A 26,372-nucleotide genomic window follows, 5' to 3' on the forward strand; every position below is an offset into this window, starting at 1 on the left:
ATATACCGGTGTGTATAATCATTAGTGGTTATCGACATCCGAGACGAGTGTCGATTCAGGCCGGCTGACGTGAGAACGCGCGAAAATAGTAGATGAGACAGTACGAGGACTTGCGGTACACCAGACCGTGGCAAACAGTGTGCGATTCAGAGTTAGTCGAGTTCGAACGTAGCTGCTAGCGCTTTATCGGGGTCGACAGTCGGGGTGAACTCACATCCGACGTACCCGTCGTAGCCGGCGTCGTCGATGGCCGCGAGGAGGTTTTCGTAGTTAATCTCGCCCGTCCCCGGTTCGTGTCGGCCGGGAACGTCGGCGATATGGATGTGCCCGATGTGGTCGATGTTCTCGGTGATGGTCTCGATGACGTTGCCTTCGGTCACCTGCTGGTGGTACACGTCATAGAGGAGCTTCACGCTCGGAGAGTCGACTTCGCGGACGATGTCAACCCCCTCGGCGGTGTCGGTCAGATAGTAGCCAGGGTGGTCGACGGCTGTGTTCAGCGGTTCGACGACGAGCGTCACATCCGCGTCCTCGGCCTCTTTCGCGACCCGACCGAGTATCTCGACGATATTCTCGTGTTGGGTCTCCCGACTCGCGCCGTCTTGATCGGGCCCCGTCGTGACGATGAGCGTCGGGCAGTCGAGTTCCGACGCCGTCGCGATCGACTCGCGGATGGTTTCGACCGTCTCGTCGGTCGCGCCGAGGTCAGTCAGTACGCCGCCCGCGGTACAACCGGCGATAAGAATGTCGGCGTCGTCGGCCGCTGCCCGTAGCGCCCCGAGGTCTTTCTCCCGCCAGTCCCAGAACTCTATCGCGCCGGCACCGGCGTCGGCGGCGCGTCCGATGCGGTCGTGAAACGGATCGTCGTCGTACACCATCTCGATGCAGACCGAGAAATCGACCATCAGTCCTCTCCCGCCGGCTTTGGCGTGAGTTCGCCCGACTCGATCATCGCGGCGAGCGGATTGTCGTCGATATCCAGTGGGAGGTCGACTCGTCCCCGCCGACGGGCCGACTCCCATACTGAGAAGATGAGTTCGGTGGCGTTCAGCGCGTTCTCCGCGCCGAGTTCCGGCGTTTCTCCCGTCTCCAGACAGTGGACGTTCTCGGCGATGGCACGGTCGATGAACTCCCAGCCGTGGAGTCCGTCTTCGGTTTCGACAGTCTCCCAGTCACCGCCGCCGCGGCGAATACGCAATGCCGGCAGTTCCTCGCCGTTTTCTCTCTCGGGTCCGACTTCGATGGTCCCCTCAGTTCCGATGAGTCGGTTGTGACAGCGGAACGCGTCGGTGGGCCCGCCGGTTCCGGTACTGTCGGAAGCGGCGACGCCGTGGACGCCGTTTTCGTACTCCCAGTGGACGATGGCCTGGTTCTCGTTGTGCGTGCCGAAGAGGATGTTCTCTTCGTCATAGTGAATCTGTCCGAGGACCCACTCACCCGGCGTCTCGTCGTTGAAGTAGTTACAGAGGTCGAAGGAGTGGCTTCCGTAGTCGAAGATACCGACCGGAGCGGAAAACTCCACGCGCTGAAGTTCGCCGATTTCACCGTCGTCGAGCAACTGCTTCGCGGTTCTGACTGCATCGCTGAACCGTCGCTGGTGGTTGATGGTGAGTTGGACCCCGTGGCGCGACGCCTCCTGTGTCATGAGTTTGGCGCCCCCGTAGGTGTCGGCCATCGGTTTCTCGCAGTGAATCGCGTCGACGACACCGCTTCGGATACAGTCGATGGCGATGCGCTCGTGAATCGCCGGCGGCACGCAGATGGAGACGATATCCGGTTCGACTTCCTGAAGCATCGTCTCGTACGACCCAAATATTGCGTCGTCGTCGAGGTCGAACTCCGCCGCGAAAGCTTCGGCATTCTCCCGAACGATATCCGCGCAGGCGGCCAAGGTGCAATCGTCCTGTTTCTCGTATCCGGCCGCGTGGTGATACGCCATCGCGTACCCATCTCTCCCCGGGTTCTCAGGCTCTGCGCCAGTTCCAATTACCGCTACGGTGTACGGCATCCTGTAAAACACTCAGATTCCAACGTAAAGAGCTTCGCAAAACGGCAACAAGCGGTCGCTGCCCAGACGGGTGGAGAGACCAGCTCTCAGCGACGAAGCGGCTCACGTGCTCGGGTTCGGCCGACATGGGAGCCGAAAGTGCAGGATACGATACTTTTATGCTAACCACCGGGACATATGGAAGCGAATGTCGCGGATAGCACTCGTTCGAGCGAGGAGTGCGGTCTTCGCTCGAACCCGTATCGGCGATATCCTCACGTTCGGGACTGGGTCAACGTCGGGGATTACACTCGGCTGAACCGACCCGGCAGTGTGCGGCGACCACGGTAGACCGCGGTACCCGCTGCCGTGAAAAACTACGACAACGACACAGAACTATGACGAAGATAATCGACTACGACCTGTACGAAGTACCGCCACGATGGCTCTTCCTGCGTATCGAGACGAGCGACGGAACGGTCGGCTGGGGCGAACCAGTCGTCGAAGGTCGCGCGAAGACGGTCGAGAGGGCCGTCGAAGAACTGATGGACAACTACCTCCTCGGCGAGGACCCTCACTCTATCGAGGATCACTGGCAGCGGATGTACCGCGGCGGCTTCTACCGCGGCGGCCCGATTCTGATGAGCGCTATCGCGGGTATCGACCAAGCGCTGTGGGACATCAAGGGCAAACACTTCGGCGCCCCTATCTACGAACTGCTCGGCGGCCGAGCGCGAAATCGTGTACGCGTGTATCAGTGGATCGGCGGCGACAGACCCTCGGAAGTCGGCGACGCCGCCGCGGAGAAAGTCTCAGAAGGGTTCACGGCACTGAAGATGAACGCCACCTCCGAGATGCGTCGAGTTGACAACCCTGCGTCGGTCGACTCCGCGGTCGACAGACTTCGAGAGGTCCGCGAACGCGTCGGACCGGAGACCGACATCGGCGTCGACTTCCACGGGCGCGTTTCGAAGCCGATGGCGAAACGCCTCGCCGCCGCGTTGGAACCGTTCGAGCCGATGTTCATCGAGGAACCAGTGCTGCCCGAACACAACGATGCACTTCCCGAAATCGCGGCACACACCACTATTCCCATTGCCACGGGTGAACGGATGTTCTCACGGTGGGATTTCAAGGAGATATTCGAATCGCAAGCGGTCGACGTCATCCAACCGGACCTCTCGCACGCCGGCGGTATCACTGAAGTGAAGAAAATCGCCGCGATGGCCGAAGCCTACGACGTCGCCGTCGCACCGCACTGTCCCCTCGGACCCATCGCGCTCGCGTCCTGCATCCACGTTGACGCCTGCTCGCCGAACGCGCTTATCCAAGAACAGAGTCTCAACATCCACTACAACGAGACGAGCGATGTACTCGACTACCTCCAGAACCCGGACGTGTTCCACTACGACGATGGCTACGTCGACATCCCTGACTCACCGGGGCTCGGTATCGAAATCAACGAGGAGTACGTCGAACAGCAGGCCGAACAAACCGTCGATTGGCACAACCCTGTGTGGCGTAATGACGACGGGAGCGTCGCCGAATGGTGAATCTCCCGGACGGCGGCGATAACGGCAGCGTCGGGCTGGCGTCGAGAGACGGCCGCCTCAGCGACCGGGTCGCGATTGTCACCGGGTCGACGCGCGGGATCGGCGCAGGAATCTGTCGCCGTTTTGCGGCCGAGGGCGCAGCGGTCGTAGTCTCTGGTCGCAGTGAAGCGGCGGGCGAGGCTGTCGCCCGAGAGATACACAACGCACCGACAACGGGCGACGCGACGTTTATCCAGTGCGACATGCGCGACCCAGAAGCCATCGAATCACTCGTCGAGGGCACCGTCGACGAGTTCGGGTGTGTCGATGTCCTCGTCAACAACGCGGGCGTTCAAACCGAGACGAGCGTCGAGGAGGCGACACTCGACGACTGGTCGTTCGTTCTCGAGACCGACTTCCGCGCGTACTGGTTAGCTGCCAAGCACGCCATCGACCACATGCCTGCGGGCGGGAGTATCGTCAACATCTCGTCGAATCACGCGTTCGTCACGATGCCAGAACACTTCCCGTACAATGCCGTGAAGGCCGGAATCAACGGCATGACGCGGGCGATGGCGCTGGAACTCGGACCGCTCGGTATCCGCGCGAATACGATCAACCCGGGCTGGATAGAGGTCGAACGGACGAGAGAGGAACTCGAAGGCGGTCGGTACGAGGCGGTCGAGGAACTGCATCCGCTCGACCGAATCGGGCAACCTGGCGACGTCGCGGGCGTGGCGACGTTTCTGGCCAGCGACGACGCGGCGTTCGTCACGGGCGAGAGTCTCCTCGTCGACGGAGGCCGGTCTGTTGTGATGGACGACGACGCGTTTAGGTCCTACAAACAGCGTCTGTAGAAGGAGGCAGCATACTATCAGTCGTGACGTTCGTCGGTGAGCCTGTATCCGTTGTTCGCTATTGGGAAACGCCGTTCTGAGATAACGCTCTACACGTGGAGAATTCAGCTCTCTAGCGAGACGGCTGACTCCGACATCAGCCGCCAACCCGTACGGGTTGTTTCCCAAGGGGAAACGCTATGTCACCTCCCCGTCTGGACCCCGTATGAGCAGAGACGAACGCTATCCGGTCGGATCGGTTCGGACGACGTTCAGAATCATCGAAGCGCTCGAAGAACGGAGTAGCGCGGGCGTCACCGAACTCGCAGACGAGATCGGGCTCTCAAAAAGTTCGGTCCACAAGCATCTGACGACACTCGAATCGCTCGACTACATCGTCAAAGACGAGGGAACGTACCGCCTCGGCTTCCGATTCCTCGGAATAGGAAACCGCGTTAAAAACCGCTCGGAACTTGTCTCAATAGCTAAACCGGCGATAGAGAATCTGTCGCAGACCGCCGGTTCAGTGGCGAACCTAATGGTCGCAGAACACGGCTACGGCGTTTACACGCACCGGGCGGGAGAACAGTTCGAGACATCCAGCTATCTGCCACCCGTCGGTGGCCGGGTCTATCTCCATGCGACTGCCGGCGGGAAAGCGATTCTCTCACAGCTCTCAGACCAGGAGGTCCAGGCGGTCCTCGACCGACGCGGACTCCCTTCGCTGACGGAGAAGACCATCACCGACGAGCAGGCGCTTCGCCGAGAGCTTCGGTCGGTCCGCGATCGGGGACTCGCCTTCGAGCGGGGCGAACATCTCCCGTCAGTTCAGTGTGTCTCTGCCCCCGTGACTGCATCCGGCCGGCCCGTCGGGGCGATCAGCGTCTCGGGGAGTATCGACCAGATGAGCGGCAAGAAACTCGAAGAGGACCTCGCAGGACTGGTCGTGAGCACGGGCAACGCTATCGAGGTCACGCTCCTACAACAGTAGCGTTTCCTGATAGAGAACAGTATAGGCACCGATTAGGTTCGATGAATCGTCGATTCGAGTGACCCATCGAATCGATAGGGCGAGATACACGTGAGATCGAGATGGACAGACTTTTTTCCCAATTCTTACCCGTCCATCAAAGTCGGGCGTAAGACCCGGCATCCCCAGGCGAAAGGGAGTAATCGACTGTATTGTTTCCCATATGGAAACTGAAAGGAGGAACTGGGGACAGCAGAGAGCGCCAACTCGAAGAAACGAGGAACAAAATAACAAACATAGGTTTGTTATTCTGGGTTGAGAGAACCCCTATGGTTAAACCCTCCACCACCTAATGACGAGTAGAGATGGACTCCGAAAAGACGGGCGACAACCCCAAGCGGCCGAACAGTAAGGTCGCCCGCGTTATCGAGGCGTACGACCTCGGACCCGAGTTCGGCGACCGGCTCGAACGACTCTGGACGGGCGAGGCCGAAGAACGGCGCAGTCTCCGGGACTTGGCGGACTACTTCAACCGTCACGTGCTTGAATCGGCCGTATCAGACACCGGCACGTCCATGCTCGACGGGGAAGTCGAAAACGTGTATCGGCTACTGACCGACGATGAGGTGAGCAGCGGGATGCGAACGGAGGCGCGAGTGAGACTCGAACGCGATGGTGTCGACGTCGCCAGACTCGAACGCGATTTCGTCACGCACCAAGCGATACGCTCGTATCTCAAGAAGTACCGTGGTGCTGAGTACGAACGAGCGAGCGAGGCCGATAGGATGAAAAACACGACGGAGAGCATCCAGCGCCTCCGATCGCGCACCGCGACGGTGACCGAAGGGAATCTCGACCAGTTGCGGACGAACGACCACATCACGCTCGGAGAGTTCCGCCTGTTCGTCGAGATGAACGTCCTCTGCGAGGAGTGCGGCGCACAGTACAGTGTCGACGAACTGCTCGAACGTGGCGGCTGCGACTGCCAACGGGACACGGACGTACAGAGCACCGACGGTTCGAGTTGAGGTGAGTTCGTCCCGAGCAACCGTAGACGAGAAGTGAGAACGAACGGTGATAGTGTCGGTTATATCTCGGAGACGCGAGCGTCCTCGTTCTCGATTGCCTGCGCGTCTTCGGGAAGGAGCGCGACGACGAGGAACTCGGCGTAGTCGGAGAGATAATCGACGAGGCGAGCGATTCTGTCGGAGTCGATAGCCTCCAGCGAGTCGAGGAGCATGAACGGCACCGTCTCGTAGAGGTCGTGGACGAGGTAGCCCGCGAGCGCGAAGACGAGTCCCGTGACCTCCTGTTCGGACTCGCTGAGGTGGTCGACGGTGTCCTCGTAGGTCGTCCCCGACTCGGTGCTGCGGACGATGTGTAGCTCGAACGTCGCCTTGTCGACTTTGCGTCGGCCCTCGCGGACGCGACGCTCGACTCGCTCAATCCAGATCCGCTCGATGTTTGCGTACTCCAAAATCCCGAGCACGGCGTCCATGTGCTCGTTGAACTCCGAGATCGCCTGTGTCTCGATCTGCTCGATCCGGGTCCGGAGGTCGGTGAGTTCCTCGGCGACGCGTTCGCGTTCGTCGGACAGTCGACTCTCCTCCGCGAGTTCGTCTTCGATCTCCGTGATCTCCGACTCAACCGACTCCAGCGAGGATTCCAGTCGACCGAGTTCGAATTCGAGTTCGTTTGCCTGCTTGTGGAGTTCGAGGACGTCGCTGAAGTCCTCCGATTCCAGATCGTCGACCGTCTCTTCGAGCGCCGCCACCTCCTCGCCCAGCCGGTCGCGTTCGCCTCGCTTGTCCGAGAGCGTCTCCTCCCGGCGGTCGAGTTCGTCTTCGACCCGCCGGAGCTTCCCTCGAAGCGACTCCACCCGTTGTCGTCGTTTCTCGCGCTCTTTCTTCTGGGTTCGGAGCTCACTGAGATCGTCGTCGATGTCACGGACCGCGGTGAGTTTCTCCTTCCGAAGCGTGCGCAGCTGTTCGAGCGTCCCCTCGATGTTCTCTCTGTCGACGGTCGACCCGCACGTCCAACAGGTGACAGCGTCGTCGTCGACGAGCTTGTCGGTGACCGCTTTCGAGTCGTCTTCCGTCGACAGCGTCGCGGTGACGGCACCGTCTTCGAGCATCTCCTCGTTGAACTTCAGTACGTTCTGGAGTTCGCTGACTTCGCTGCTGAGGCGCTGTTTGCGCTCGCGCAGTTGCCCGATTCGTCGGTCGACCTCATCTTCGGGGTCGTCGGCCTCGTCGGCGAGTTCTTCGAGTTCGGTTTCGAGCTCGCGCCGTTCGCGCGTCAAGGATTCGATGCTCTCCTGTTCGAGGTCGATGTCGGACCGGACCGACTCGAGAGAAGCGCGTCGGTCGCGAAGTTCGTCGAGTTTCTGCTCCAGTTCGCGTTTCTCCTCGCGCGACTCGTCGACATCGGAGCCGTGGTCGTCGATTTCGGCTTCCTTCTCGGCCAGTTCCTCGCGTTTGGCTTCGAGTTCCTCGCGCAGACGCGTGCGTTCGGTTTCCAGTTCCGGAAGGTCGTGTTTCAGTTCCTGTAGGTCGTCGATTCGGTCGTCGAGTTGCGACTTCTCGGCTTCGAGTTCCGAGATTTCACGGTGAATCGCGTCGGTGTCGACCGGCCGCATGATGATCTCCCGAAGGTCGACGTTCTGAGTGACTGCCCGTCGCGCCTCGTTGTTTCCGAGGAGAAACGCGAAGAGGTCGGCGACTTCCGCCTCGTCGAGGAACGGGTCGCCGCTCGTACTTACTCCGCCGCCGGTTCGCGTCAGCGTTCGAGTGTACCGGTTGTCGCCGAGTTCGAGTTCGACGTGGCCCTCGTCAGCATCGCCTTTGAGCGAAACTCGCTCGCTTCCCATCGTGGCCATAATCGCCTGCAGAAACGAGGTTCGGTTCGTCGCGTTTCGTCCTGCGAGAACCGTGACCCCGGGCGGAAGTTCGACGGCCGTTTCGTCGATTCCGCCGACGTTTCTCACCACAAATCGGGCGGGGTTTTCCTTAGCAACAGTCGATGACATAGATATGGTTCCGTGCGGACGCTATATAAAAATTGTCAGCTATCCCGGCTTGGCTTCCACAGTCGTACATCGAAACTCCGGAACCGAGGCGACGGCCGAAGTCGTCAAGAGTCGTGTCGAGAACCTCGGACAGTATTTATCCCCCTCCGTCCGGAGAATCTGGTATGTCACACCGAATCGCGGTCTCGCAGGCGGACTTTCCGGACGCGAACGTAGAGGAACGAGTGTTCACCGAGGCCGGTATCAACGACGTGGTCGTCGGGTCGGCCACGTCGGAAGACGAACTGGTCGAACTAGCAGCGGGTGCCGACGGCCTGCTCGTCCAGTACGCCGAGGTGACCGAGTCCGTTCTCGATATGCTCTCCGAGCTCTCGGTCGTCTCACGGTACGGCATCGGCGTCGACAACGTCGACATCGAGGCGGCTTCGGGGCGGAACGTCGCCATCACGAACGTCCCGTCCTACTGCGAGGCGGAGGTGGCCACGCACGCGCTCTCGCTTCTGTTCACGCTCGCGCGGAAGACGGCGCAGTACGACCGGTCGGTCAAATCCGGCACGTGGGACTGGAAAGTCGGCCGCCCGATCGAAGCGCTCCCCGGCAAGACGGTCGGGTTCGTCGCCTTCGGAAAGATTCCGCGGACGTTCGTCGAACTTACCTCCGGCTTCGACTTCGAGTACCTCGCGTACGACCCCTACCTCGACGAAGACACCCTCGCCGAGCACCCGGTCGAGAGCGTCGACTTCGAGACGATGCTGGCGGAGTCGGACGTCGTCTCGATACACGCACCGCTGGTCGACGAGACGTACCACCTGTTCGGTGCCGACGCCTTCAAGCGGATGAAATCCTCGGCGTTTCTCCTCAACACCGCTCGCGGCCCACTCGTCGACGAAGCGGCGCTGTACGACGCCCTCGAAGCGGGCGAAATCGCTGGAGCGGGACTCGACGTCATGGAAGAGGAACCGACGCACGACTCCCCGCTCTTTGAGCGCGACGACGTCGTCGTCACGCCGCACGTCGCGTGGTACTCGGAGTCGTCGAGCGACGAACTTCGGCGGAAGGCCGCGGAGAATTTGGTTCGGTACCTGAACGGCGACACGCCTCACGGTTTCGTCAACGAAGCCGATATCGGCGAAGACGGGAACTGAGCCCCGACTACGACCGGTTCAGTGGACGGTACGGTCGTCGCTCGTGTCGATCGCTTCCATCGGTTCGGCGTTACCGTAGACGGACGTGGGCTGGTCCTCACCTGGCGCGGCCCACTCGCAGGCGTTCGCGAGCACCTGCTGGATGTTCTCGTCGTGGTAGACGGGGTAGGTCTCGTGACCTGGACGGAAGTAGAACACCTTCCCCGCGCCGCGGCGGTAACAACAGCCCGACCGGAACACCTCACCGCCCTCGAACCAGCTGTTGAAGACGAGCGTCTCGGGCGCGGGCACGTCGAAGCGCTCGCCGTACATCTCCGCCTCCTCCAGTTCGATGAAGTCGTCGCCGAGACCGGCGACGATTGGGTGGCTCGGCTCGACGACCCACAACCGCTCTCGCTCCGCGGCCTCGCGCCACTTCAGCGAGCAGGTGGTTCCCATCAGCGACTTGAAAATCTTCGAATAGTGCGCCGAGTGCAGCACGAGCAGGCCCATCCCGTCGAGGACGCGCTCCTTGACCCGCTTGACGACCTCGTCGTCGACCTCGTCGTGTGCGGCGTGGCCCCACCACGTCAACACGTCGGTGTCGTCGAGAGCCTCCTCGGTCAGTCCGTGTTCGGGTTCGTCGAGCGTCGCCGTCCGCGTCTCGAAGCCGCGCGCTTCCAGCGCGTCGGCGATGACCGCGTGGATGCCGTCGGGGTAGATGTCCGCGACGACATCGCTCTCGCGCTCGTGTACGAACTCGTTCCAGACCGTGACCGTTGGGCGTGTCATGTCTCATCGGTCTCGTGCGCTCGGTAAGGATGTGTCGATGCGGCGAGGCCGACGCGGGTAGTCGAGCAACGGTCGAACGACCACATCACCGTGGGCGGGTGACCCGATCAGGGTTAGACGACTTCAGAACTGTTCGAGGGCGGCTACGCCGCCGCGCATCGACGCCATCGGGTCGTCCGGTTCGTCGTGTTCGTAGATGGCCCATTGGATGTCGCTCTCACGGACAGCCTTCGCACACCGCTCGACGTCGAGTACACCGTCGCCGACGTCCGTCGGGGTTCTGTCGGCCTCGGCGTCCGAGACGTGAACGAGCGGTACTCGGTCACCCCAGCGCTCCAGGAAGGAGACGGGGTCGCCGCCGCCGACTGTGACCCACCCAAGGTCGACCTCGAACCCGAGCGGGTCGGTCGAATACTCCGCAAGCAACTCGAAAGCGGGAGTGCCATCGACCAGTTCGTACTCGTGGTCGTGGTTGTGGTAGCAGAGGTCGACACCGTAATCGGCGAGCGACTCCGCCGCTTCGGTCAACCGAGCCGCCGTCTCCCGGACGGCGGCCTCGCTCTCGAAGTGTTCTGCGTCGAGCCACGGAACGACGAATCGGTCGCAGTCGAGCGCGCGGTAGAACTCGACCGTCTCGTCGAGGTCGTCTTCGATAGCGTCGAGGCCGACGTGCGCCGAGACGGTCTCCAGACCGGTTTCGTCGAGCGCGGCGGTCACCGCATCAAGGTCGGCGTCGTGGACGCGTTGGGCGAATTCAACGCCCTCGTACCCCGAATCTTCGATTTCTCGGAGTATCGATTCGAGTGGGTCGTCGACGTTTCGGAGCGTGTACAGTTGGATGGCTGAGCGTGCCATAGCTACACGTGAACACAGTAGTCGTAAAGTCGTTACTTCCGAGGCGATTTAACCAACTCGCTCGCTTGGACCTCGTAGATGCGAGACGGGAGTCGGGGAGAGAGGCCTCATTTGCTAATCGTAAATCGGGTCGTCAGGCCGAGAGTCGGATTTGACGATGCCGGATTCTGAGCGTCTGCCGAGCACGGGCGGGCGGTCGAAAACGGTATAATCGTCCCAAGAGAGTGTGGACGTACACAATCGGGATGTGCATCGTCCAAACGTCCGCCAAACGACCGAGCCCCATCAGGGTCCTCCGAAGCACGCTAGGCCCCCCTGGCGACGGGCGGCCGCCGGTCGGCGGGGCGAAACGAGCGTAGCCGACGAACTTCGGACTCGACGGACGGTCGCTCGACTCTCCGTCCTCCCGGGTGAACTGTTTTGTCCGTGCCGCGCCAGTAGCACGTATGGACATCGCAATCGTTCTCTTCGAGGGCGTTGACGAACTCGACGCTATCGCACCGTTCGAGGTCTTCGACAACGCCCGAGACGTCGGGGCGGACGTGACAGTGACGCTGTGTACGATAGACGACGTCGACGAAGTGACCGCTAGCCACGGCGTTCGCATCGGCGTCGACTACCGGCTTGACGAACTCTCCCTGGACCTGGTTCTCGTGCCGGGCGGACAGTGGACCAGTCGCGGCGAGACGGGCGCGTGGGCGGAGGCCGAGCGCGGTGACGTCCCCGACGCGGTCGCCGCGCTCTACGACGACGGCGTCGCCGTCGCGGGCGTCTGTACCGGCGGGATGCTGCTCGCGCGCGCCGGTGTCACCGATGGACGACCCGCGACGACTCACGCCAGCGCCAAGTCGGACCTCCGGGAGTCCGGTGCCGACGTGGTGGACGCTCGCGTCGTCGACGACGGCGACCTAGTGACCGCCGGGGGCGTCACCTCCGGACTGGACCTGGCGTTTCACATCGTGCGTCGCGAGTTCGGTGACGACGTGGCCGACGCCGTCGCCGAGCGCATGGAGTACGAGCCGCGGGGACCCGTCCACCGGGTCGACCAGGCCTGAGGGCGAGTCAGTGACGGCGCGTCGGTTCGCCTCGTCGCCGGGTGTGACCGGACCGCGACGCGGCGGCGGGTAGATGGCCACTTCGCCGGCCGCTCGGATGAGCCGGGCGACTCACAGGCCGAATTGTTATGTAGAACCGTGTAAAATATGTTTTTGGAGAGTCTTCTTTGTGAATTATTTGCATAGTTAGAGGAGTGTTTCTCGCCAATATCGGCGGTTTGACTGTCCCGTCAACCACGTGTGATGAGTGGGGCTTCGACGCTCCTGACGACGGGAGAAACAGCGACGAAGGCTACCATAGCGGAAGAGATGACGAGGAAGCGCTCTCCTAGTTCAGTTCGTCGTCGTCTGTTCGAGGAGCCCGCGCACGTAGCCGAGCGCGAAGAATCGCCCTTTCGTATGATAGCTCGGGTTTGAGTTGTTCTCGCCGGCCATCGTGGGGGCGTGGGCCGGCCGCATCGGTCCCTCGAAGCCGACGTCGCGGTGCGTCTGCATCGCCGCCAGCATATCTGTCGGCCCCTCGTCGTGCCAGGTCTCGACCCAAAAACGGGTAGACGCTCAGTGTTCGCTCTCGTACGGGTCGCCGAGCGCCGACGGAGAGCGCGTCTTGCCCCACAGCGTCAGCACGACGATGACGATGACGTACGGGAGCAGGTTGATGAGCCGCGCCGGGAGCTGGATACCGAGCGTCTGGAACTGGATGTTCAGCATGTCCAACCCGCCGAAGAGCAGCGCCGCCGCGGCGGCGCCGATCGGGTTATAGTTGCCGAACAGGTAGGCGACGATGCCGATCCACCCGCGACCGTTCACCATCGTCGACCCGGTTCCTACGAAGTTGCCGGCGTGGGCGAGAAGCACTGCCCCGCCCAACCCCGCCATCGCCCCGGAGAAGATCACCGACGCGTAGCGGACGCGGTTGACGTTGATTCCGGCGGTATCCAGCGCCTCGGGGCTCTCGCCTGCAGCCTGAATCCAGTACCCGTACCGGGTTCGATAGAGAACCACCCACGAAACCACGACCACGAGGGCCGTGAGGAGCACGAGCGGCGACTGGCTGAAGACGATTCGTCCGACGACCGGGATGTCGGAGAGATACGGAACGGTGACGTTGTGGATACTCGTGAGTCCGGGACTGCTCCGACTCCCCCAGACGAGCGCCGCACCGAACGGTGCGAAGCCGAGCGCGACGAACCACACGCCGAGTCCGGCCACGATCTGGTCGGCTTTGTACCGTATCAACAGCACCGCGAAGAGGACGGTCAGAAGCGTCGTGGCGACGACCGAAACGAGGATGGCGAGCCAGACGTGACCCTGCGTCGGCGAGGTGCCGCCGAAGAAGAACAGCGAGGCCGCCGCGGTGAACGCGCCGATGATCATCAGCCCTTCGAGGCCGATGTTGAACACACCGCTCTTCTCGGCGTACAGTCCACCGATCGCCGCGAGCGCGATCGGGGTAGCCATCTCTATCGAGCGGTTCACGTACCCGACAGTGACGACGTTTCGGAGCGAGATGCCGCCGAGCGTCGTGAGCAACCCCGCAGCGACAGCGAGCGTAGCCAACAGGACGACAGCCAGCCGGAGACGCTTTCGACCGACGGACCGGTCGACGCTCATCGTCCGTCACCTCCGAGCCGCAGCCGCTTGGCCGCCATCCGGAACAGCTCCGGAACGGCGACGAACAGCACGACGAGGCCGATGGTGCCGTCGATGAGCTGGACGGGAACGTCGCTGTGTATCTGGACGTGAGAGCCGGCGGATTCGAGCCCGCCGAACAGGATGCCCGCGGGGACGACACCGAGCGGGTTGTTCGCGGCGAGCAGGCTGACGGCGATCGCGTCAAAGCCGTAATTGCCGATGCCGGACGGATCAGTGTAGTACCCTTGTATCATGATGCAAATACCGCACCTGTGAGGCCGGCGACCACGCCGGAGAATGTCATGGAGGCGACGATCATTCGCTTGGCGTCGACGCCCGAGTACGTCGCCGCCGCCTCCTGGTATCCGCTGGTCACCATGTCGTAGCCGAAGCGGGTCCGTGCCATGACTACTGCGACGAGCAGGACGACCGCGACCATCACTCCCAGTCCGACGATAGAGAGGTCGGGGTCGTCGAAGACTATCCGGGGCAGCGAGACGTACTCGGGGAGCCGCTTGGTGCGGGTCGCCGTCGCTGCGGGGTCGCCGAACCACCCGGCGACGAGCCAGCCGACCGTACCGGTGGCGATGAAGTTGAGCATGATGGTCGTGATGATCTCGTTGGCGTCGCCGTAGGCTTTCAACACGCCGGGCAGTGCCGCGTACAGGCCGCCGGCGACCATCGCCGCTGCGGTGCCGAGAAGCATCAACAGCACTCCGCCGACCGCGTTCTGCGGAACGTACGGCGCGGCCCAGACGATGGACATCACGGTCGTGATTCCGCCGACGACGAACTGCCCCTGCACGCCGATGTTGAACACGCCCGCGCGGAAGGCAATCGCCACCGAGACGCCGGTGAGAATGAACAGCGTCGAGAATCGGAGTGTCCGTCCGATCGCGCCGCCGCTTCCGAACGCGCCGATGAGCAACTGACTGGCGAACTGGACGGGGTCGTACCCCGACGCGCCGACGACGACCAGTCCGATCGCGAGCGCCAGCGCTGTCGAGGCGAGCGCGATTCCGATTCGTTCGAACGCAGTCGCGTTCAGCATTCGGTCGGCGGCGCGCTCCATCAGTCCGCCGGGTGCCGGGTTCAAGCGACTCACGCCTCTACCTCGTCGTCTTCTACGGCATCACTCGCGCCGGCGGTCCCCTCGGATTCGTCCCCGTCGAGGCTGTGACCAGCCATGAGGAGGCCGAGTTCCGATTCGGTCACCGACTCAGGGTCGACTACGTCGATGAACTCGCCCTCGTACATGACCGCGATTCGGTCGGAGAGTTTCTGTATCTCTTCTAACTTCGAGGAGACGACGAGTATCGCGAGCCCCTCGTCGCGGAGCTCTATCAGCCGGTTGTGGATGAACTCGATGGAGCCGATGTCGACTCCGCGGGTCGGGTGCGAGGCGACCATGACGTCCGGTTCGTGCTCGATTTCGCGTCCGACGATGAACTTCTGCTGGTTACCTCCCGACAGCGACGACGCGTCGGCGTCGGCGTTCGGCGGGTGGACGTCGAACTCCCGGATGATATCTTCGGCGTGCTCTCGGACGGCCGCCCAGTCGACGAACCCGTTTTTCGCGTACGGTTCTTTCGTCTGATTCCCGAGAAGCGCGTTCCGAACGAGGCTGTACTCCTGTACCAACCCCTCCGTCTGTCGGTCCTCCGGAACGTAGGCGATGCCGCTTTCGATTCGTTGGCGGCGGCTCATCGAAGTGATGTCGCGACCGTCGAACCGAACCGTTCCCGCGTCGACGGGGCGCAGGCCGGTGATCGCTTCGACGAGTTCGCTCTGTCCGTTCCCCTGTACGCCCGCGATGCCGAGAATCTCGCCCTCGCGGACGGTGAAGTCGACGCCCCGAACTTGCTCGCGTCCGCGGTCGCCCCTCATCCACAGGTCGTCCACTTCGAGCGCCGGGCCGCCGGTCGTCTCGGTCCGCTCGAGGCGGTCGAACATCACTTCGCGGCCGACCATCATGCGGGCCAGCTCCTGTTCCGTCGTCTCCTCGGCCTGGACGGTGTCTATCGCTTCTCCGTCTCGGAGAACGGTGATGTGGTCCGCGACTTCGAGCGCCTCGTCGAGTTTGTGGGTGATGAAGATGAGCGAGCGGCCGTCGTCTCTGAGGTCGTTCATCACGCCGATGAGACTGTCGACCTCCTGTGGGGTCAGAACCGCCGTCGGCTCGTCGAGGATGATGATATCCGCCCCCCGGTAGAGGCTCTTGACGATCTCGACGCGCTGTTGTGTTCCCAGGTCGAGCTTCGAGACCGGCGCTTCCAAGTGTTCGTCGACGTCGAACCTGTACCGCGAACAGATCTCCTGGATGCGCTCTCTCGCGGTCGCCTGGTTCACCATCCCGTTTTCGGTGGGTTCGTTGCCTAGGATGACGTTCTGGAGAACGGTCATCGTGTCGACAAGTTGAAAGTGCTGGTGGATCATCCCGATCCCCGCCTCCATCGCGTCGCGCGGCGAGTCGAACGCCCGGCGTTCGCCGTCGACATAGATGGTTCCCTTGTCCAGTTCGTACAAACCGTAGAGGATGCTCATCAGAGTCGTCTTCCCGGACCCGTTCTCGCCGAGGAGGGCGTGAACGGTGCCTTTCTCCAGCGTGAAATCGACCCCGTCGTTGGCGGTCACGTCGCCGAACCGTTTGGTGATAGCTTCGAGTCTAACCGCGGGTGGCCTCTCAGTCGAATCCATAGTCGTTCATGGGGGGTAGTGGTGTGGTTAGGATAGTCCGGTCAGCACCGAGTCGGTCCGCAGGACAGTTCGACGTCGCCGTCGACGATTGCCTGCTTCGCGTCCTCGATGTTCGTCGAAAGGACCTCGGGGAGGGAGTCGCCGAGCGCCTGGCCGGTGATGAAGTCGATGCTCTCCTGTTCGATGCTGAGGTTGTTTTCGCCGACGAACTCCGAGAAGTTGTCGTTGATAACGGCCTCAACAACCGTGTAGGTCGCCTCGTTGAGCGCCTTCACCGCGGAGCCGATAATGACGTCCTGGTACTGCTCTTCGGTCACCGACTGGTCGACGTCGACACCGAGCGCGTACCGTTCGTTGTCCTGTGCGGCCGAGAAGACGCCCGCACCCGCGGCGGATGCAGCGTGCCAGACGATGTCCGCGCCCTGGTCGATCTGGGACTCCGCGAGGTTGTTCGCCGGTGCCGTGTCGCTGAACGTCCCGCTGTACCCGGTGAGTACCTCGACGTTTTCGTTGACCCATTCGGCGCCCTCGATGTACGACTGCTCGAACGCGTTGATGAGCGGGATGTCTTCTCCGCCGACGAAGCCGACGACGGATTCGTCGGGGTTGGTCGCGCCGCCGCCCTCCGAGTAGTCTTCCTGAGTCATCGTCCCGGCTGCGACGCCGGCCAAAAACGACATCTCGTTGTTCATCTCGATCCAGCCGGAGACGTTGTCCGCGCCGTCGATGACGTTGTTGATGAGCATCCAGTTCTGGTCGGGATACTCGCTCGCGTTCGTCTCGAGCGGCCCGGTATGGTGGTCGCCGACCATGACGATGAGGTCGTATCCGGCCTCAGCCGTGTCGGCTTGCACGGACTCGTACTGCGCTTCCTGTGTCTCCTCTATCGAGTTCACTTCGAGGTCGAATTCCTCTGCGGCCTGCTCGAGTCCCTCGAGCGCGTTGTCGTTGAAGGCGTTGTCGTCGAAGCCGGCGGGACTGGAAATGATCGCCGCGTTGTACCCGTTTTCGCCGCCACCGCCACCGCCGCCACCGCCGCCGAGACAGCCCGCAACTGCGGTCGCGCCGAGTACAGCCCCCGACGCGAGAACAGACCGCCGAGTGAGGGTTTTCGATTCTGTTCGAGCGGCGTCAGTCTTCTCTCGTCGTGTCATATGGGCGCTAATTGCCTATGAGTATAATAAATGTACGTATATCGGTTCCGAGTCTCCGAAACGTAGCAACGCTCCTCGAGGTATAACCCACGTATCATCGTCTCGTGGCTTCACCGGCGACAGAACCGGGCACTGCATCGCAGAAGGCGCGGACAGTGAGCATCTGCCGCATCATGCTGTCCCCTCGTCGCCAGGTACTTCCGAACAGTTTCCGGGTCACAGTCGCCCCGCTTGGCGATGGCACTTGCTGTTGCCGGCTCACGAGGTGCATGGTTTCGCCGAAACACTTACCCTTGACGACAGGAACCTATCTGTCAGTGAGCTTTTGGTATTTAACTCGAATGTGAGCAGACGACACTGTGCGGAGACGAACCTGGAGAACAAAAAGACGTATTCGCCGGCATGAGCGGCGGTCGAACCGAATTCGCCGCTTTCTTTCCCTGCCTGTACGTCGTGTTTCGGTTTGCGCGGACTGAGTCGAACGACGGTCCGCTACGAGTCGTAAGCGTCCTGTGCGAGGCGATGGAATTTGTGGACGGTATGTTCGTTAGGGCCGAGCTGCGCTTGCGCGAGCGCACCCGTCTTCAACCCATCCCACTGCCGCTCGACCAGTTCGAAGTCCTCTTCTTGGAGTTGGCGACTCGTCCGGATGAACTCACGTTCCTCCTCGGAGAGGTCACTGTCGCGGAAGTAGTAATCAGCGATGAGTTGGAAGCGGTCAGTATCGATGGGGTCGATGATGTAAGTACCGTAGCCGTCAGCGGTGCCGTACATGTTCACCGTGAAATTCGGCCAGAGGTAGTGGAACTGCGCCTCGTGCTCGTCGTGGATGCGCATCTCGTCTTCGACATCCTCTTCGTGAGTGTAGTGGAGTACCCAATGGTAGTCGTTGACTTCAAGTTCCGACTCGTCCAACGAGATGCCTTTGATCCAGTCTTGATGGTTCGCTTGGCAGTGGTCGCACTCGGAGTAGTTGCTTGCGAACACCTTCCAGTTGCACTCAACCTCCGAGACGATACGACAAGCGTGTTCGTACTCGCCGAGCGGAAGCGCCTCCAGTCGGTCTTTCATCACGCCGGCCTGTTCGGACAACGGCATCGGGTCGTCGGCCAGATTCACGAAGACGAGCGGTCCGATGCTGTCCACGCGGACGCACTCTAGGTCCGCGAGTTCGTCCGGGTCGACGTATCCCGGATCGGACATCGGTGTCTCGTCGACGATCGGTTCGCCATCGCGAGCCGAGAAGTTCTCGACGCCGCGGATGTCGCCGTCGTCGGTCCGAACCAGGATGAGAGTATGGTTGCCGACGGTCCGGGTGAAGAACTGCCCCGGTTCGGGGATACTGTTTGCGTGACCCGCGTAGGTCCAGTACTGGCCGAACACCTTCTCTTTCTCCATCTCGAAGATTTCCGGCTCGGTAAAGTACTTCGCTGGCAGTGCGTTCGATCTATCCGTGATGTTGGGGCTCACCGGCTTCGTTTGAGCGCGTTCCCACTGCGTCATACAGTAGCATAGTTGCGACGTATCGTAAAAAGAATTAGCCAGTGATATAGAAGACTATTATAAGGGTTTATCACTCGGGTTGGAGTGAGCCTGCCGGCTAACGCACTGTCAATCCGGCAGATGATGCTTACAAGTCCGAATACTCTGGTTGCCGCTGAAGGAGGATGGCGGCTGACGTACCGCGACGTCGAGCGCACCGACGGTTCAGAATGCGCCGAGGTAGTCGTCCCGTGGTTCGTAGAGGCCGCCGGTCATCCGAACCTCGTGAATCTTGTCTAAGGTTTCGCCGATTGTGAGACCGCGTTCGTTCATCACGGCCGCGACGACGCCGATGGGGACGCCGTTCTCATACTGCTCTTCAAGTTGGCGAACGACACCTTTGAGATCACTGCCGGTGACCTCTTCCTCCAGATTTAGCTCTGCACGTTCCAGTTTCACGTCGTGACCGGTGACGCGGTAGTGTCGCCGTTGGAACGCGGCAATTTCGTTCGGTTCGTCTGTCTGCAGGTCGACGTCGCATTCGGAGCAGACCGCGACGTACGACGCCTGTTCTTGTGTACTCATGGTTCGGTTTCTGTGTCTTGGTCGGGGTTCGGTCAGTTCTTCGAGGGTCTCGGGCCCAAGGCCGGCCAACCGCAGGTCGGAGGCGTTGCATCACTCGAGGGCATTACGAGTCGTAAGCGTCCTGTGCGAGGCGATGGAATTTGTGGACGGTATGTTCGTTAGGGCCGAGCTGCGCTTGCGCGAGCGCACCCGTCTTCAACCCATCCCACTGCCGCTCGACCAGTTCGAAGTCCTCTTCTTGGAGTTGGCGACTCGTCCGGATGAACTCACGTTCCTCTTCGGAGAGGTCGCTGTCGCGGAAGTAGTAATCAGCGATAAGCTGGAAGCGGTCAGTATCGATGGGGTCGATGATGTAAGTACCGTAGCCGTCAGCGGTGCCGTACATGTTCACTGTGAAATTCGGCCAGAGGTAGTGGAACTGTGCCTCGTGCTCGTCGTGGATACGCATCTCGTCTTCGACGTCCTCTTCGTGAGTGTAGTGAAGTACCCAATGGTAGTCGTTGACTTCAAGTTCCGACTCGTCCAACGAGATGCCTTTGATCCAGTCTTGATGGTTCGCTTGGCAGTGGTCGCACTCGGAGTAGTTGCTTGCAAACACCTTCCAATTACACTCGACCTCCGAGACGATGCGACAAGCGTGTTCGTACTCGCCGAGCGGAAGCGCCTCCAGTCGGTCTTTCATCACGCCGGCCTGTTCGGACAACGGCATCGGGTCGTCGGCCAGATTCACGAAGACGAGCGGTCCGATGCTGTCCACGTGGACGTCGTTCAATCCGTTCTCCGTACAATCGAACTCTTGTACGTCTTCATCGTCAAGGTCTGGATTCAGGCTCGCCTCCTCGAAGCTCTTAGGGGTACTCTGGAGTTTGCCCTCCAGGTCGTAGGTCCAAAGGTGGTACGGACACCGGATTCGATTCGCCTCCTCCGGCTTGGTCATTGGCGTATCTTCCACCATCTTCGACCCCCGGTGAGCGCAGACGTTGTCGAATGCTTTGATCTCACCGTCGTGGCCTCGGACGATAATCAGTTGGCGGTTGCCGACATTCCTAGTGAAGAACTGTCCTGGCTCGGAGATGCTATTTGCGTGACCTGCGTAGATCCAGTACTGGCTGAACACCTTCTCCTTCTCCATCTCGAAAACTTCGGGGTCGGTGAAGTATTTCGCAGGTAGTGCGTTCGATCTATCCGTGATGTCAGCACTCACTTCCTGAGTTTGTGAGTCGTTCCACTGTGTCATACGATAACATCAATACAACCGTCCCTCAAAGCCGTTCACCAGTGATATTCCACATAGATATATACACCCCGTCATTTGTGTCAATTCGCGAGAATTCACAGTCCGTCAACCGAGGGGGTGGCTCTCGATCAAGAACAAACCGACCGGAGCTAATCATCAGTGCATCGGCGCAACGCTCCCTCGAACCCGATTGGCAATTTCGTCGCGGCTGGGGGGATGTTCAGGCTTTTCGGCTCCGTAGACTCGCTTCACGACTAGGTCGAGGAGGTTCAATTTCTCCAGAAGCTCGCGGGTTTGACCCTGGTCGAGTCCCAGTTGTCGTTGCACGTCGTAGAGTGTCATCGATGACTGAACCGCGTCTATTAACTCCTCGAGTTCAACATCATTCGGCAGTCCAATCCCGTCGGCGATGAGTGGCTTTTGAAGTTCTCCTTCGTCTGTCTCGTCGGGTCCTATCGACTCAAGTGAGGGTTCTTTCTCGACAGTCGGTGCTTCAACGTACTGATGCTCGCCCCTCGTTGTGGACGTCTCGCTGCTCTCGGTCGACGATCGGTCGTCTTCAGACCGACTCTCGAATTTGTCGCTGGTGTCGTACGTGGTCGGCTGATGGACACCGGCGTCTATCATGTACCGACGGACAGTTTCGGACGCGACGTCCATCTCGAGGGCGTCCGCCATCGCGGTGAATGTGTCGAACGAGTCGTAAAGACACTGTAAGTACTCGGTGTCCTCATACGGAGGAACGTCTTCGTTCCGCGTGTCCGCGAGTATATGTTCGATATCGGTCGCCGGAGCAGACTCTGATTCGGTGTTCGACCCCGGACTCGTCGCATTCGAGTCGTCTCCGCCGACCTTACTCTTGTCTTCGGACGATGAACTGGGGGATGCCTCGACGTTGAAGCCGAGAGTGAATCCGATAAGTACGGTACCGTTCGCCGTCACGACAGCCTCTGTTCGGTCCACTAACACGTTTTCCGGCGTGTGCTCCTCCAGCGCCGGAACTACTGCCGGCGAAAACTCGACCTGAACGCCGCCGTCATCACGAAGCGTCGCCGCCTCCGGTGCGGTATCGTCGTTCCTCCGATTGGTCGAAGAGCCGGCCAATGGTAACTCGACATCTACCTCGACGGAGGCAACCGCCTGGTCATTCAGGGAGTCTCTGACTTCCACGTCGACGCGGTGGACCGACCCCCCTGCCGCCTCGTACCGTTCGATGATTTGCGAGAGGTTATCAATCGTGTCACTTACTCCCATATCACTACCCGGCCACCAGACGGCATAAGAATACGTGAGGAATAGTTCACCTATTCATAAGGAAGCTACCACAACCCCGATTCGGGCGGGAACTCTCACGCTCCATTAAATTTGACCACAAAGGTACTTATCACCAGCTGTCACGAGAGTATCTCTTCGGAGCAGACCAGCATGTATACGGATCGGGGGATCGTCTCCTTCGAGGGGGCGACTGACGAAGCAATGCGCCGCATCGCCGAGGAAGGTTCCGTTCCACGTTCGAATAACAATGATATCACTGTTATTCTCCCGAAACTCTACTCATCAGCATATTGGATAGTTGTTGGCGATTTCTCGCTGAACGATAACTATATCTGTCCGTCCTGGGGATAGGACAATGTCAGTTATGAACACGCACGACAGCTTGCCGACCGAAGCGGATACCGTTGTCGTCGGTGCTGGTATCGTCGGGTGTAGTACGGCGTATCACCTTACCGAGCTGGGTCGCGACGACGTGGTCGTCGTTGACCAGGGTCCTCTCCCGACGACCGGCGGCTCGTCCAGCCACGCCCCCGGTATCATGTTTCAGACGACCGAGGAGAAGGTCCTTACCAAGTTCGCAATGTACAGTCGTGAACTCTACTCACAGTTCGAGGATGATGACGGGAAGCCGCTGTACAACGAAGTTGGCGGAATCGAGGTTGCGCGTTCGGACGAACGGATGGACTTCCTGCAGCGCCGCGTGGAGTGGGGGAAATCGTGGGGGCTCCCGAACCCTCAGCTCCTCTCGCCCGAAGAGGTGGAGGAGAAACTCCCGCTCGTCGACAGCGACGTGATAAAAGGAGGGTACTACTCGCCCACCGACGGGCAGGTCTCAGGAGTAAAGGCGTGTGCTGCGCTCGCAGAAGCAGCGATGGAACAGGGAGCGACGTTCGTTCCTCATACGAGGACCAAGAATGTGTCCGTCGAGGGCGGCGAGGTACGCTCGGTCGTCACCGAGAACGGCGAGATCGAGTGCAACGAAGTCGTCATCGCGACGAACATCTGGGCACGTCAGCTCGGAGAGAAACTAGGCGTTCACCTGCCGGTGACGCCGGTCGAACACCAATACACGATAACCGAGTCGCTCGAAGAGCTCGCGGAGAGTCGGGAAGACGTCAGCGACCACCCGGTCTACGAAAACTACCGAGACGTCTCCGGGGAGAAAGCCGACAGACTTCTCGTCGGTCCCGACCGACCCATTCTCCGCGACCAGGACAACGCGATGTACTTCCGGACGCACGGGGACGCCTACGGACTTGGGTCGTACAACCACGAGCCCCTCGTCCCGGACCCACAGGAACTCGGCGGCAACGACGAAGGCGGCGAGCAGGGGTCGATCCACGAGTTCTCCGAGTACCACATGAATAACCCGACTCACCCTGACCGCCCGGACAAAGCTCCCCGGCAGGCGAGTGACGAACTGCTGCCCGCGACAGAGGGGAAGGCGCTCGAACACAAGTACAACGGAATGTTCGCGGAGTCGCCGAACGGACTCCCCGTGATGGGGCCGGTAGAGGAGTACGACGGGCTCTGGTCTGCGGCTGCGATCTGGGTAACTCACGCCGGCGGTGCGGGGAAAGCGCTCGCCGAGTGGATGGAGAACGGTGTCCCGCGCCTTCCCGAAGGGCCAATCGACCTGCGTCACTGCGATGTCAACCGCTTCCAGCCCCATGAGGGGAGCTGGGACTTCGCCCGGGACATCGGTGGCGAGGAGTACCGTATCGTCTACAATATCGTCCACCCGAAGTGGACCTGGACCGACCACCAGCGTGACATCCGCCGTAGCTCGGTCTACCACAAGCTCCAGGAACTCGACGCCGAACTCTGGGCGGAGGCGGGCTGGGAGGAGGCTCACTGGTTCGACTCTAACGCCGACCTGCTAGCGCAGTATGGCGACCAAGTCCCTGACCGGGACAACTGGGAGGCGAAGTACTGGTCGCCCATCGAGGGCGCAGAGGCCCTGCACGTGCGCAATGCGGTCGGGCTCCACGACATGACCTCCTTCAACAAGATGGAGATTAGCGGGACGGGGGCCGGCGAGTTCGTCCAGTACCTCTGTACGAACGACATGGACATCGACGTCGGACAGGTCCGATACACGCTCATGTGTAACGAAGAGGGCGGCGTACGTGCGGATATCACCGTCACGCGCGTTGACGACGACCGGTACCTAGTGCTCACAACCGGACGTGAAGTCGGGCAGAACCACCTGGCGTGGATTCGCCAGCACGCACCCGACGGCGTCGTCGTCCGCGATGTGACATCAACGCTCTCGTCGTTCGTCCTCACGGGTCCGAACGCTCGAAAGGTACTCCGGAAGGTTACCCGAGCAGACCTCACGAACGACGCGTTCCCCTACTTCTCGTCGCAGCAGCTGTTCGTCGAAAACGTCCCGGTCACCGCATTGCGCGTCTCCTACGCCGGTGAACTCGGCTGGGAGTTGTACACCCCCGCCGAATACGGCGAACAGCTCTGGGAGATTCTCTGGGAGGCTGGACAGGAGTACGACCTTAGGCCGTATGGTAACGGAGCTCTCGACTCTCTGCGTATCGAGAAAGGGTTCCGCCTGTGGGGTGAGGACCTCCACACCGAGCACAACCCGTACGAGGCCGGACTCGGCTTCGCCGTCGACCTAGAGACCGAGTTCATCGGCAAGGAGGCCGTCGTCGAGGCCGCCGACGGCGACCGAATCCGCCACGAGGTCACCTGCTTGACGCTCGACGACGAGGAGGCAGTTGTCTTCTCCGACCGTCCCGTTCTCGACGGAGATGAGACGCTCGGCTACGTCCACAGCGCAGAGTACGGCTACACGGTCGGTGCTTGTATCGCCTATGCGTATCTCCCGCCCGAGTACGCCGAACCGGGAACCGACGTGGAAATTCTCCATGAGGGCGAGCGCTACAGCGCGACGGTTCGCGAGGAGCCGCTCTTCGACCCTGAACGCGAACGCGTACGCTCGTAACCTGCCAAACCTCTTTTTGCTCCCAAGTTCGCAAACCGTGTTCTCGCTCGTCGTCATAGCGAATTGTCGAATTGAGCTTAGCCCGAGGTTTCATTATCAAAGTTGGAAAGTTCTACAGTGACGGCTCAAACCGCCGTCTGAACCGTCCCTGTCGGCCCGTGATCACTTCAACGCACGAATTGGGGTCTGACGACGGAGAGGACGAGCATACCATGATACAGATAATCGACGGTAACGAGGTCGCAGGTCGCATCAGGTCTGAACTGGAGACGTGTCTCGACACACTCGAACGCAACGGCGTCGTTCCGGGGCTAGCGACGGTCCTGATGAGCGATGACGGGGCAAGCGAGACGTACGTATCGATGAAGCGCCGAGCCTGTGACGAGCTCGGCATTGAGAGCTTCCACTACGACGTTGACCCAGGCGCCCCAGCCGACGTACTTCTCGAACGGCTCGACGAACTGAACTCTGATTCTGCCATCAATGGCGTTCTCGTCCAGTTACCACTTCCGGACCACGTTGAGGAACAGCGCGTACTCGAACGCCTCGACCCGCTGAAGGACGTCGACGGGTTTCACCCAGAAAACGTCGGACGACTGGTCACCGGCACTCCCCGATTCAAGCCTTGTACGCCGCACGGCGTTCAGCGCCTGCTCGCCGCCGCAGACGTCGACACCGAAGGCAAGGACGTCGTCGTGGTCGGCCGGTCGAACATCGTCGGCAAACCGATGGCGAACCTGCTCCTCCAGCGTTCGAAGTTAGGGAACGCGACGGTGACGGTCTGCCACTCGCGGACGAACGATCTCGCTGAAAAGACGCGCGGCGCCGATGTCGTCGTCGCGGCGGCCGGCGTTCCCGAACTGATAGACGGTTCGATGCTCACCGATGGAACGACGGTCATCGATGTCGGCGTGAACCGCGTTGAGGCGGACACCGAGAAAGGGTACGAACTCGTCGGCGATGTCGAGTTTGAATCCGCCAAATCGAGAGCCGACGCGATAACCCCAGTTCCGGGAGGTGTCGGACCTCTCACGATTACGATGCTCCTCTACAATACGGTCAAAGCGGCGAGCCTCCAGGAGAACGTCCCGGTCTCGCTCCCTGAGTAGTCGACGCGCCGACGGTATACTCGGGTAGCATATCACCCACTCACAGAAACACTCGGC

At 61.0% G+C, this 26,372-nt stretch carries 20 protein-coding genes and 2 pseudogenes; 8 read left to right on the plus strand and 14 right to left on the minus strand.

Annotated elements, in window-relative coordinates; translation table 11 throughout:
- Nucleotides 1-152: 152 nt before the first annotated feature.
- Both LAQ73_RS17140 and LAQ73_RS17145 read right to left on the minus strand, forming a co-directional pair.
- Complete coding sequence (locus LAQ73_RS17140) at nucleotides 153-905, minus strand: hydroxypyruvate isomerase family protein (protein ID WP_224270913.1); 753 nt, start codon at nucleotides 903-905, stop codon at nucleotides 153-155.
- Nucleotides 905-2,008, minus strand: coding sequence for a Gfo/Idh/MocA family protein (locus LAQ73_RS17145; RefSeq protein ID WP_224270914.1), 1,104 nt, complete (start codon nucleotides 2,006-2,008; stop codon nucleotides 905-907). The genes LAQ73_RS17140 and LAQ73_RS17145 overlap by 1 nt, the downstream gene beginning before the upstream one ends.
- Nucleotides 2,009-2,385: 377 nt before the next feature.
- On the opposite strand from LAQ73_RS17145, the gene dgoD reads away from it, so the two are divergent.
- The 4 genes from dgoD to rdfA all read left to right on the plus strand — a co-directional run bounded on the left by dgoD (nucleotide 2,386) and on the right by rdfA (nucleotide 6,353).
- Nucleotides 2,386-3,540, plus strand: a complete 1,155-nt coding sequence (dgoD, locus tag LAQ73_RS17150; protein ID WP_224270915.1) for a galactonate dehydratase — start codon at nucleotides 2,386-2,388, stop codon at nucleotides 3,538-3,540.
- Complete coding sequence (locus LAQ73_RS17155; protein WP_224270916.1) at nucleotides 3,534-4,376, plus strand: SDR family NAD(P)-dependent oxidoreductase; 843 nt, start codon at nucleotides 3,534-3,536, stop codon at nucleotides 4,374-4,376. Before dgoD ends, LAQ73_RS17155 begins: the two co-directional genes overlap by 7 nt.
- A gap of 205 nt (nucleotides 4,377-4,581) precedes the next feature.
- Nucleotides 4,582-5,346, plus strand: a complete 765-nt coding sequence (locus LAQ73_RS17160; RefSeq protein WP_224270917.1) for an IclR family transcriptional regulator — start codon at nucleotides 4,582-4,584, stop codon at nucleotides 5,344-5,346.
- Between the two features lie 344 nt (nucleotides 5,347-5,690).
- Nucleotides 5,691-6,353, plus strand: a complete 663-nt coding sequence (rdfA, locus tag LAQ73_RS17165) for a rod-determining factor RdfA (protein ID WP_224270918.1) — start codon at nucleotides 5,691-5,693, stop codon at nucleotides 6,351-6,353.
- Nucleotides 6,354-6,412: 59 nt separating this feature from the next.
- Here the strand turns inward: rdfA and LAQ73_RS17170 are convergent, their stop codons facing one another.
- A complete protein-coding gene (locus tag LAQ73_RS17170; protein ID WP_224270919.1) occupies nucleotides 6,413-8,353 on the minus strand; it encodes an archaea-specific SMC-related protein in 1,941 nt (646 codons plus the stop codon).
- 164 nt (nucleotides 8,354-8,517) lie between these two features.
- Here LAQ73_RS17170 and LAQ73_RS17175 point away from each other — a divergent pair, with 164 nt between their 5' ends.
- Nucleotides 8,518-9,498 carry a C-terminal binding protein gene (locus LAQ73_RS17175; RefSeq protein ID WP_224270920.1) on the plus strand — a complete coding sequence of 327 codons (981 nt, stop codon included), beginning with the start codon at nucleotides 8,518-8,520 and terminating at the stop codon, nucleotides 9,496-9,498.
- Between the two features lie 18 nt (nucleotides 9,499-9,516).
- On the opposite strand, the gene LAQ73_RS17180 is transcribed toward LAQ73_RS17175, so the two are convergent.
- Together LAQ73_RS17180 and LAQ73_RS17185 are read right to left on the minus strand one after the other, a co-directional pair.
- Complete coding sequence (locus tag LAQ73_RS17180; protein WP_224270921.1) at nucleotides 9,517-10,269, minus strand: ThuA domain-containing protein; 753 nt, start codon at nucleotides 10,267-10,269, stop codon at nucleotides 9,517-9,519.
- Between the two features lie 123 nt (nucleotides 10,270-10,392).
- Nucleotides 10,393-11,124, minus strand: a complete 732-nt coding sequence (locus LAQ73_RS17185; RefSeq protein ID WP_224270922.1) for a sugar phosphate isomerase/epimerase family protein — start codon at nucleotides 11,122-11,124, stop codon at nucleotides 10,393-10,395.
- 446 nt (nucleotides 11,125-11,570) lie between these two features.
- Between LAQ73_RS17185 and LAQ73_RS17190 the strand changes: the two genes are divergently transcribed.
- Nucleotides 11,571-12,179 carry a DJ-1/PfpI family protein gene (locus tag LAQ73_RS17190; RefSeq protein WP_224270923.1) on the plus strand — a complete coding sequence of 203 codons (609 nt, stop codon included), beginning with the start codon at nucleotides 11,571-11,573 and terminating at the stop codon, nucleotides 12,177-12,179.
- Between the two features lie 333 nt (nucleotides 12,180-12,512).
- Here the strand turns inward: LAQ73_RS17190 and LAQ73_RS17195 are convergent.
- From LAQ73_RS17195 to LAQ73_RS17235, 9 genes and pseudogenes are all read right to left on the minus strand, one after another.
- Nucleotides 12,513-12,722 (minus strand): annotated as a pseudogene (locus LAQ73_RS17195) (mannonate dehydratase); the annotation flags it as partial.
- Between the two features lie 15 nt (nucleotides 12,723-12,737).
- Nucleotides 12,738-13,793 (minus strand): ABC transporter permease, encoded by a 1,056-nt coding sequence (locus LAQ73_RS17200; protein WP_224270924.1) that lies wholly within the window; start codon nucleotides 13,791-13,793, stop codon nucleotides 12,738-12,740.
- Nucleotides 13,790-14,865: pseudogene (locus LAQ73_RS17205) on the minus strand (ABC transporter permease). Before LAQ73_RS17205 ends, LAQ73_RS17200 begins: the two are co-directional and overlap by 4 nt.
- 50 nt (nucleotides 14,866-14,915) lie before the next feature.
- The gene (locus tag LAQ73_RS17210; RefSeq protein ID WP_224270925.1) at nucleotides 14,916-16,511 is read right to left on the minus strand and encodes an ABC transporter ATP-binding protein; all 1,596 of its coding nucleotides are present in this window, start codon (nucleotides 16,509-16,511) and stop codon (nucleotides 14,916-14,918) included.
- A 41-nt stretch (nucleotides 16,512-16,552) separates the two neighbouring features.
- Nucleotides 16,553-17,665, minus strand: a complete 1,113-nt coding sequence (locus LAQ73_RS17215; protein WP_224270926.1) for a BMP family lipoprotein — start codon at nucleotides 17,663-17,665, stop codon at nucleotides 16,553-16,555.
- 492 nt (nucleotides 17,666-18,157) lie between these two features.
- On the minus strand, nucleotides 18,158-19,168 hold the full coding sequence (locus LAQ73_RS17220) for an aromatic ring-hydroxylating oxygenase subunit alpha (protein ID WP_224270927.1): 1,011 nt from the start codon (nucleotides 19,166-19,168) through the stop codon (nucleotides 18,158-18,160).
- A gap of 204 nt (nucleotides 19,169-19,372) precedes the next feature.
- The gene (locus tag LAQ73_RS17225; RefSeq protein WP_224270928.1) at nucleotides 19,373-19,732 is read right to left on the minus strand and encodes a hypothetical protein; all 360 of its coding nucleotides are present in this window, start codon (nucleotides 19,730-19,732) and stop codon (nucleotides 19,373-19,375) included.
- Between the two features lie 103 nt (nucleotides 19,733-19,835).
- Entirely contained in the window at nucleotides 19,836-20,969 is a 1,134-nt protein-coding gene (locus LAQ73_RS17230) for an aromatic ring-hydroxylating oxygenase subunit alpha (RefSeq protein ID WP_224270929.1), read from the minus strand.
- A 156-nt stretch (nucleotides 20,970-21,125) separates the two neighbouring features.
- A complete protein-coding gene (locus tag LAQ73_RS17235; protein WP_224270930.1) occupies nucleotides 21,126-22,223 on the minus strand; it encodes a DUF8073 domain-containing protein in 1,098 nt (365 codons plus the stop codon).
- Between the two features lie 385 nt (nucleotides 22,224-22,608).
- Between LAQ73_RS17235 and LAQ73_RS17240 the strand changes: the two genes are divergently transcribed.
- A complete protein-coding gene (locus LAQ73_RS17240; RefSeq protein ID WP_224270931.1) occupies nucleotides 22,609-25,206 on the plus strand; it encodes a GcvT family protein in 2,598 nt (865 codons plus the stop codon).
- A 212-nt stretch (nucleotides 25,207-25,418) separates the two neighbouring features.
- Nucleotides 25,419-26,315, plus strand: a complete 897-nt coding sequence (locus LAQ73_RS17245; RefSeq protein ID WP_224270932.1) for a tetrahydrofolate dehydrogenase/cyclohydrolase catalytic domain-containing protein — start codon at nucleotides 25,419-25,421, stop codon at nucleotides 26,313-26,315.
- Nucleotides 26,316-26,372: the final 57 nt, after the last annotated feature.

The sequence above is a fragment of the Haloprofundus salinisoli genome (assembly GCF_020097815.1).
Lineage (GTDB): Archaea > Halobacteriota > Halobacteria > Halobacteriales > Haloferacaceae > Haloprofundus > Haloprofundus salinisoli.

Coding starts and splice junctions, on each gene's coding strand:
- LAQ73_RS17140 (WP_224270913.1), bottom strand. CDS start 905: ATGGTCGATTTCTCGGTCTGCATCGAGATGGTGTACGACGACGATCCG.
- LAQ73_RS17145 (WP_224270914.1), bottom strand. CDS start 2,008: ATGCCGTACACCGTAGCGGTAATTGGAACTGGCGCAGAGCCTGAGAAC.
- dgoD (WP_224270915.1), top strand. CDS start 2,386: ATGACGAAGATAATCGACTACGACCTGTACGAAGTACCGCCACGATGG.
- LAQ73_RS17155 (WP_224270916.1), top strand. CDS start 3,534: ATGGTGAATCTCCCGGACGGCGGCGATAACGGCAGCGTCGGGCTGGCG.
- LAQ73_RS17160 (WP_224270917.1), top strand. CDS start 4,582: ATGAGCAGAGACGAACGCTATCCGGTCGGATCGGTTCGGACGACGTTC.
- rdfA (WP_224270918.1), top strand. CDS start 5,691: ATGGACTCCGAAAAGACGGGCGACAACCCCAAGCGGCCGAACAGTAAG.
- LAQ73_RS17170 (WP_224270919.1), bottom strand. CDS start 8,353: ATGTCATCGACTGTTGCTAAGGAAAACCCCGCCCGATTTGTGGTGAGA.
- LAQ73_RS17175 (WP_224270920.1), top strand. CDS start 8,518: ATGTCACACCGAATCGCGGTCTCGCAGGCGGACTTTCCGGACGCGAAC.
- LAQ73_RS17180 (WP_224270921.1), bottom strand. CDS start 10,269: ATGACACGCCCAACGGTCACGGTCTGGAACGAGTTCGTACACGAGCGC.
- LAQ73_RS17185 (WP_224270922.1), bottom strand. CDS start 11,124: ATGGCACGCTCAGCCATCCAACTGTACACGCTCCGAAACGTCGACGAC.
- LAQ73_RS17190 (WP_224270923.1), top strand. CDS start 11,571: ATGGACATCGCAATCGTTCTCTTCGAGGGCGTTGACGAACTCGACGCT.
- LAQ73_RS17200 (WP_224270924.1), bottom strand. CDS start 13,793: ATGAGCGTCGACCGGTCCGTCGGTCGAAAGCGTCTCCGGCTGGCTGTC.
- LAQ73_RS17210 (WP_224270925.1), bottom strand. CDS start 16,511: ATGGATTCGACTGAGAGGCCACCCGCGGTTAGACTCGAAGCTATCACC.
- LAQ73_RS17215 (WP_224270926.1), bottom strand. CDS start 17,665: ATGACACGACGAGAGAAGACTGACGCCGCTCGAACAGAATCGAAAACC.
- LAQ73_RS17220 (WP_224270927.1), bottom strand. CDS start 19,168: ATGACGCAGTGGGAACGCGCTCAAACGAAGCCGGTGAGCCCCAACATC.
- LAQ73_RS17225 (WP_224270928.1), bottom strand. CDS start 19,732: ATGAGTACACAAGAACAGGCGTCGTACGTCGCGGTCTGCTCCGAATGC.
- LAQ73_RS17230 (WP_224270929.1), bottom strand. CDS start 20,969: ATGACACAGTGGAACGACTCACAAACTCAGGAAGTGAGTGCTGACATC.
- LAQ73_RS17235 (WP_224270930.1), bottom strand. CDS start 22,223: ATGGGAGTAAGTGACACGATTGATAACCTCTCGCAAATCATCGAACGG.
- LAQ73_RS17240 (WP_224270931.1), top strand. CDS start 22,609: ATGAACACGCACGACAGCTTGCCGACCGAAGCGGATACCGTTGTCGTC.
- LAQ73_RS17245 (WP_224270932.1), top strand. CDS start 25,419: ATGATACAGATAATCGACGGTAACGAGGTCGCAGGTCGCATCAGGTCT.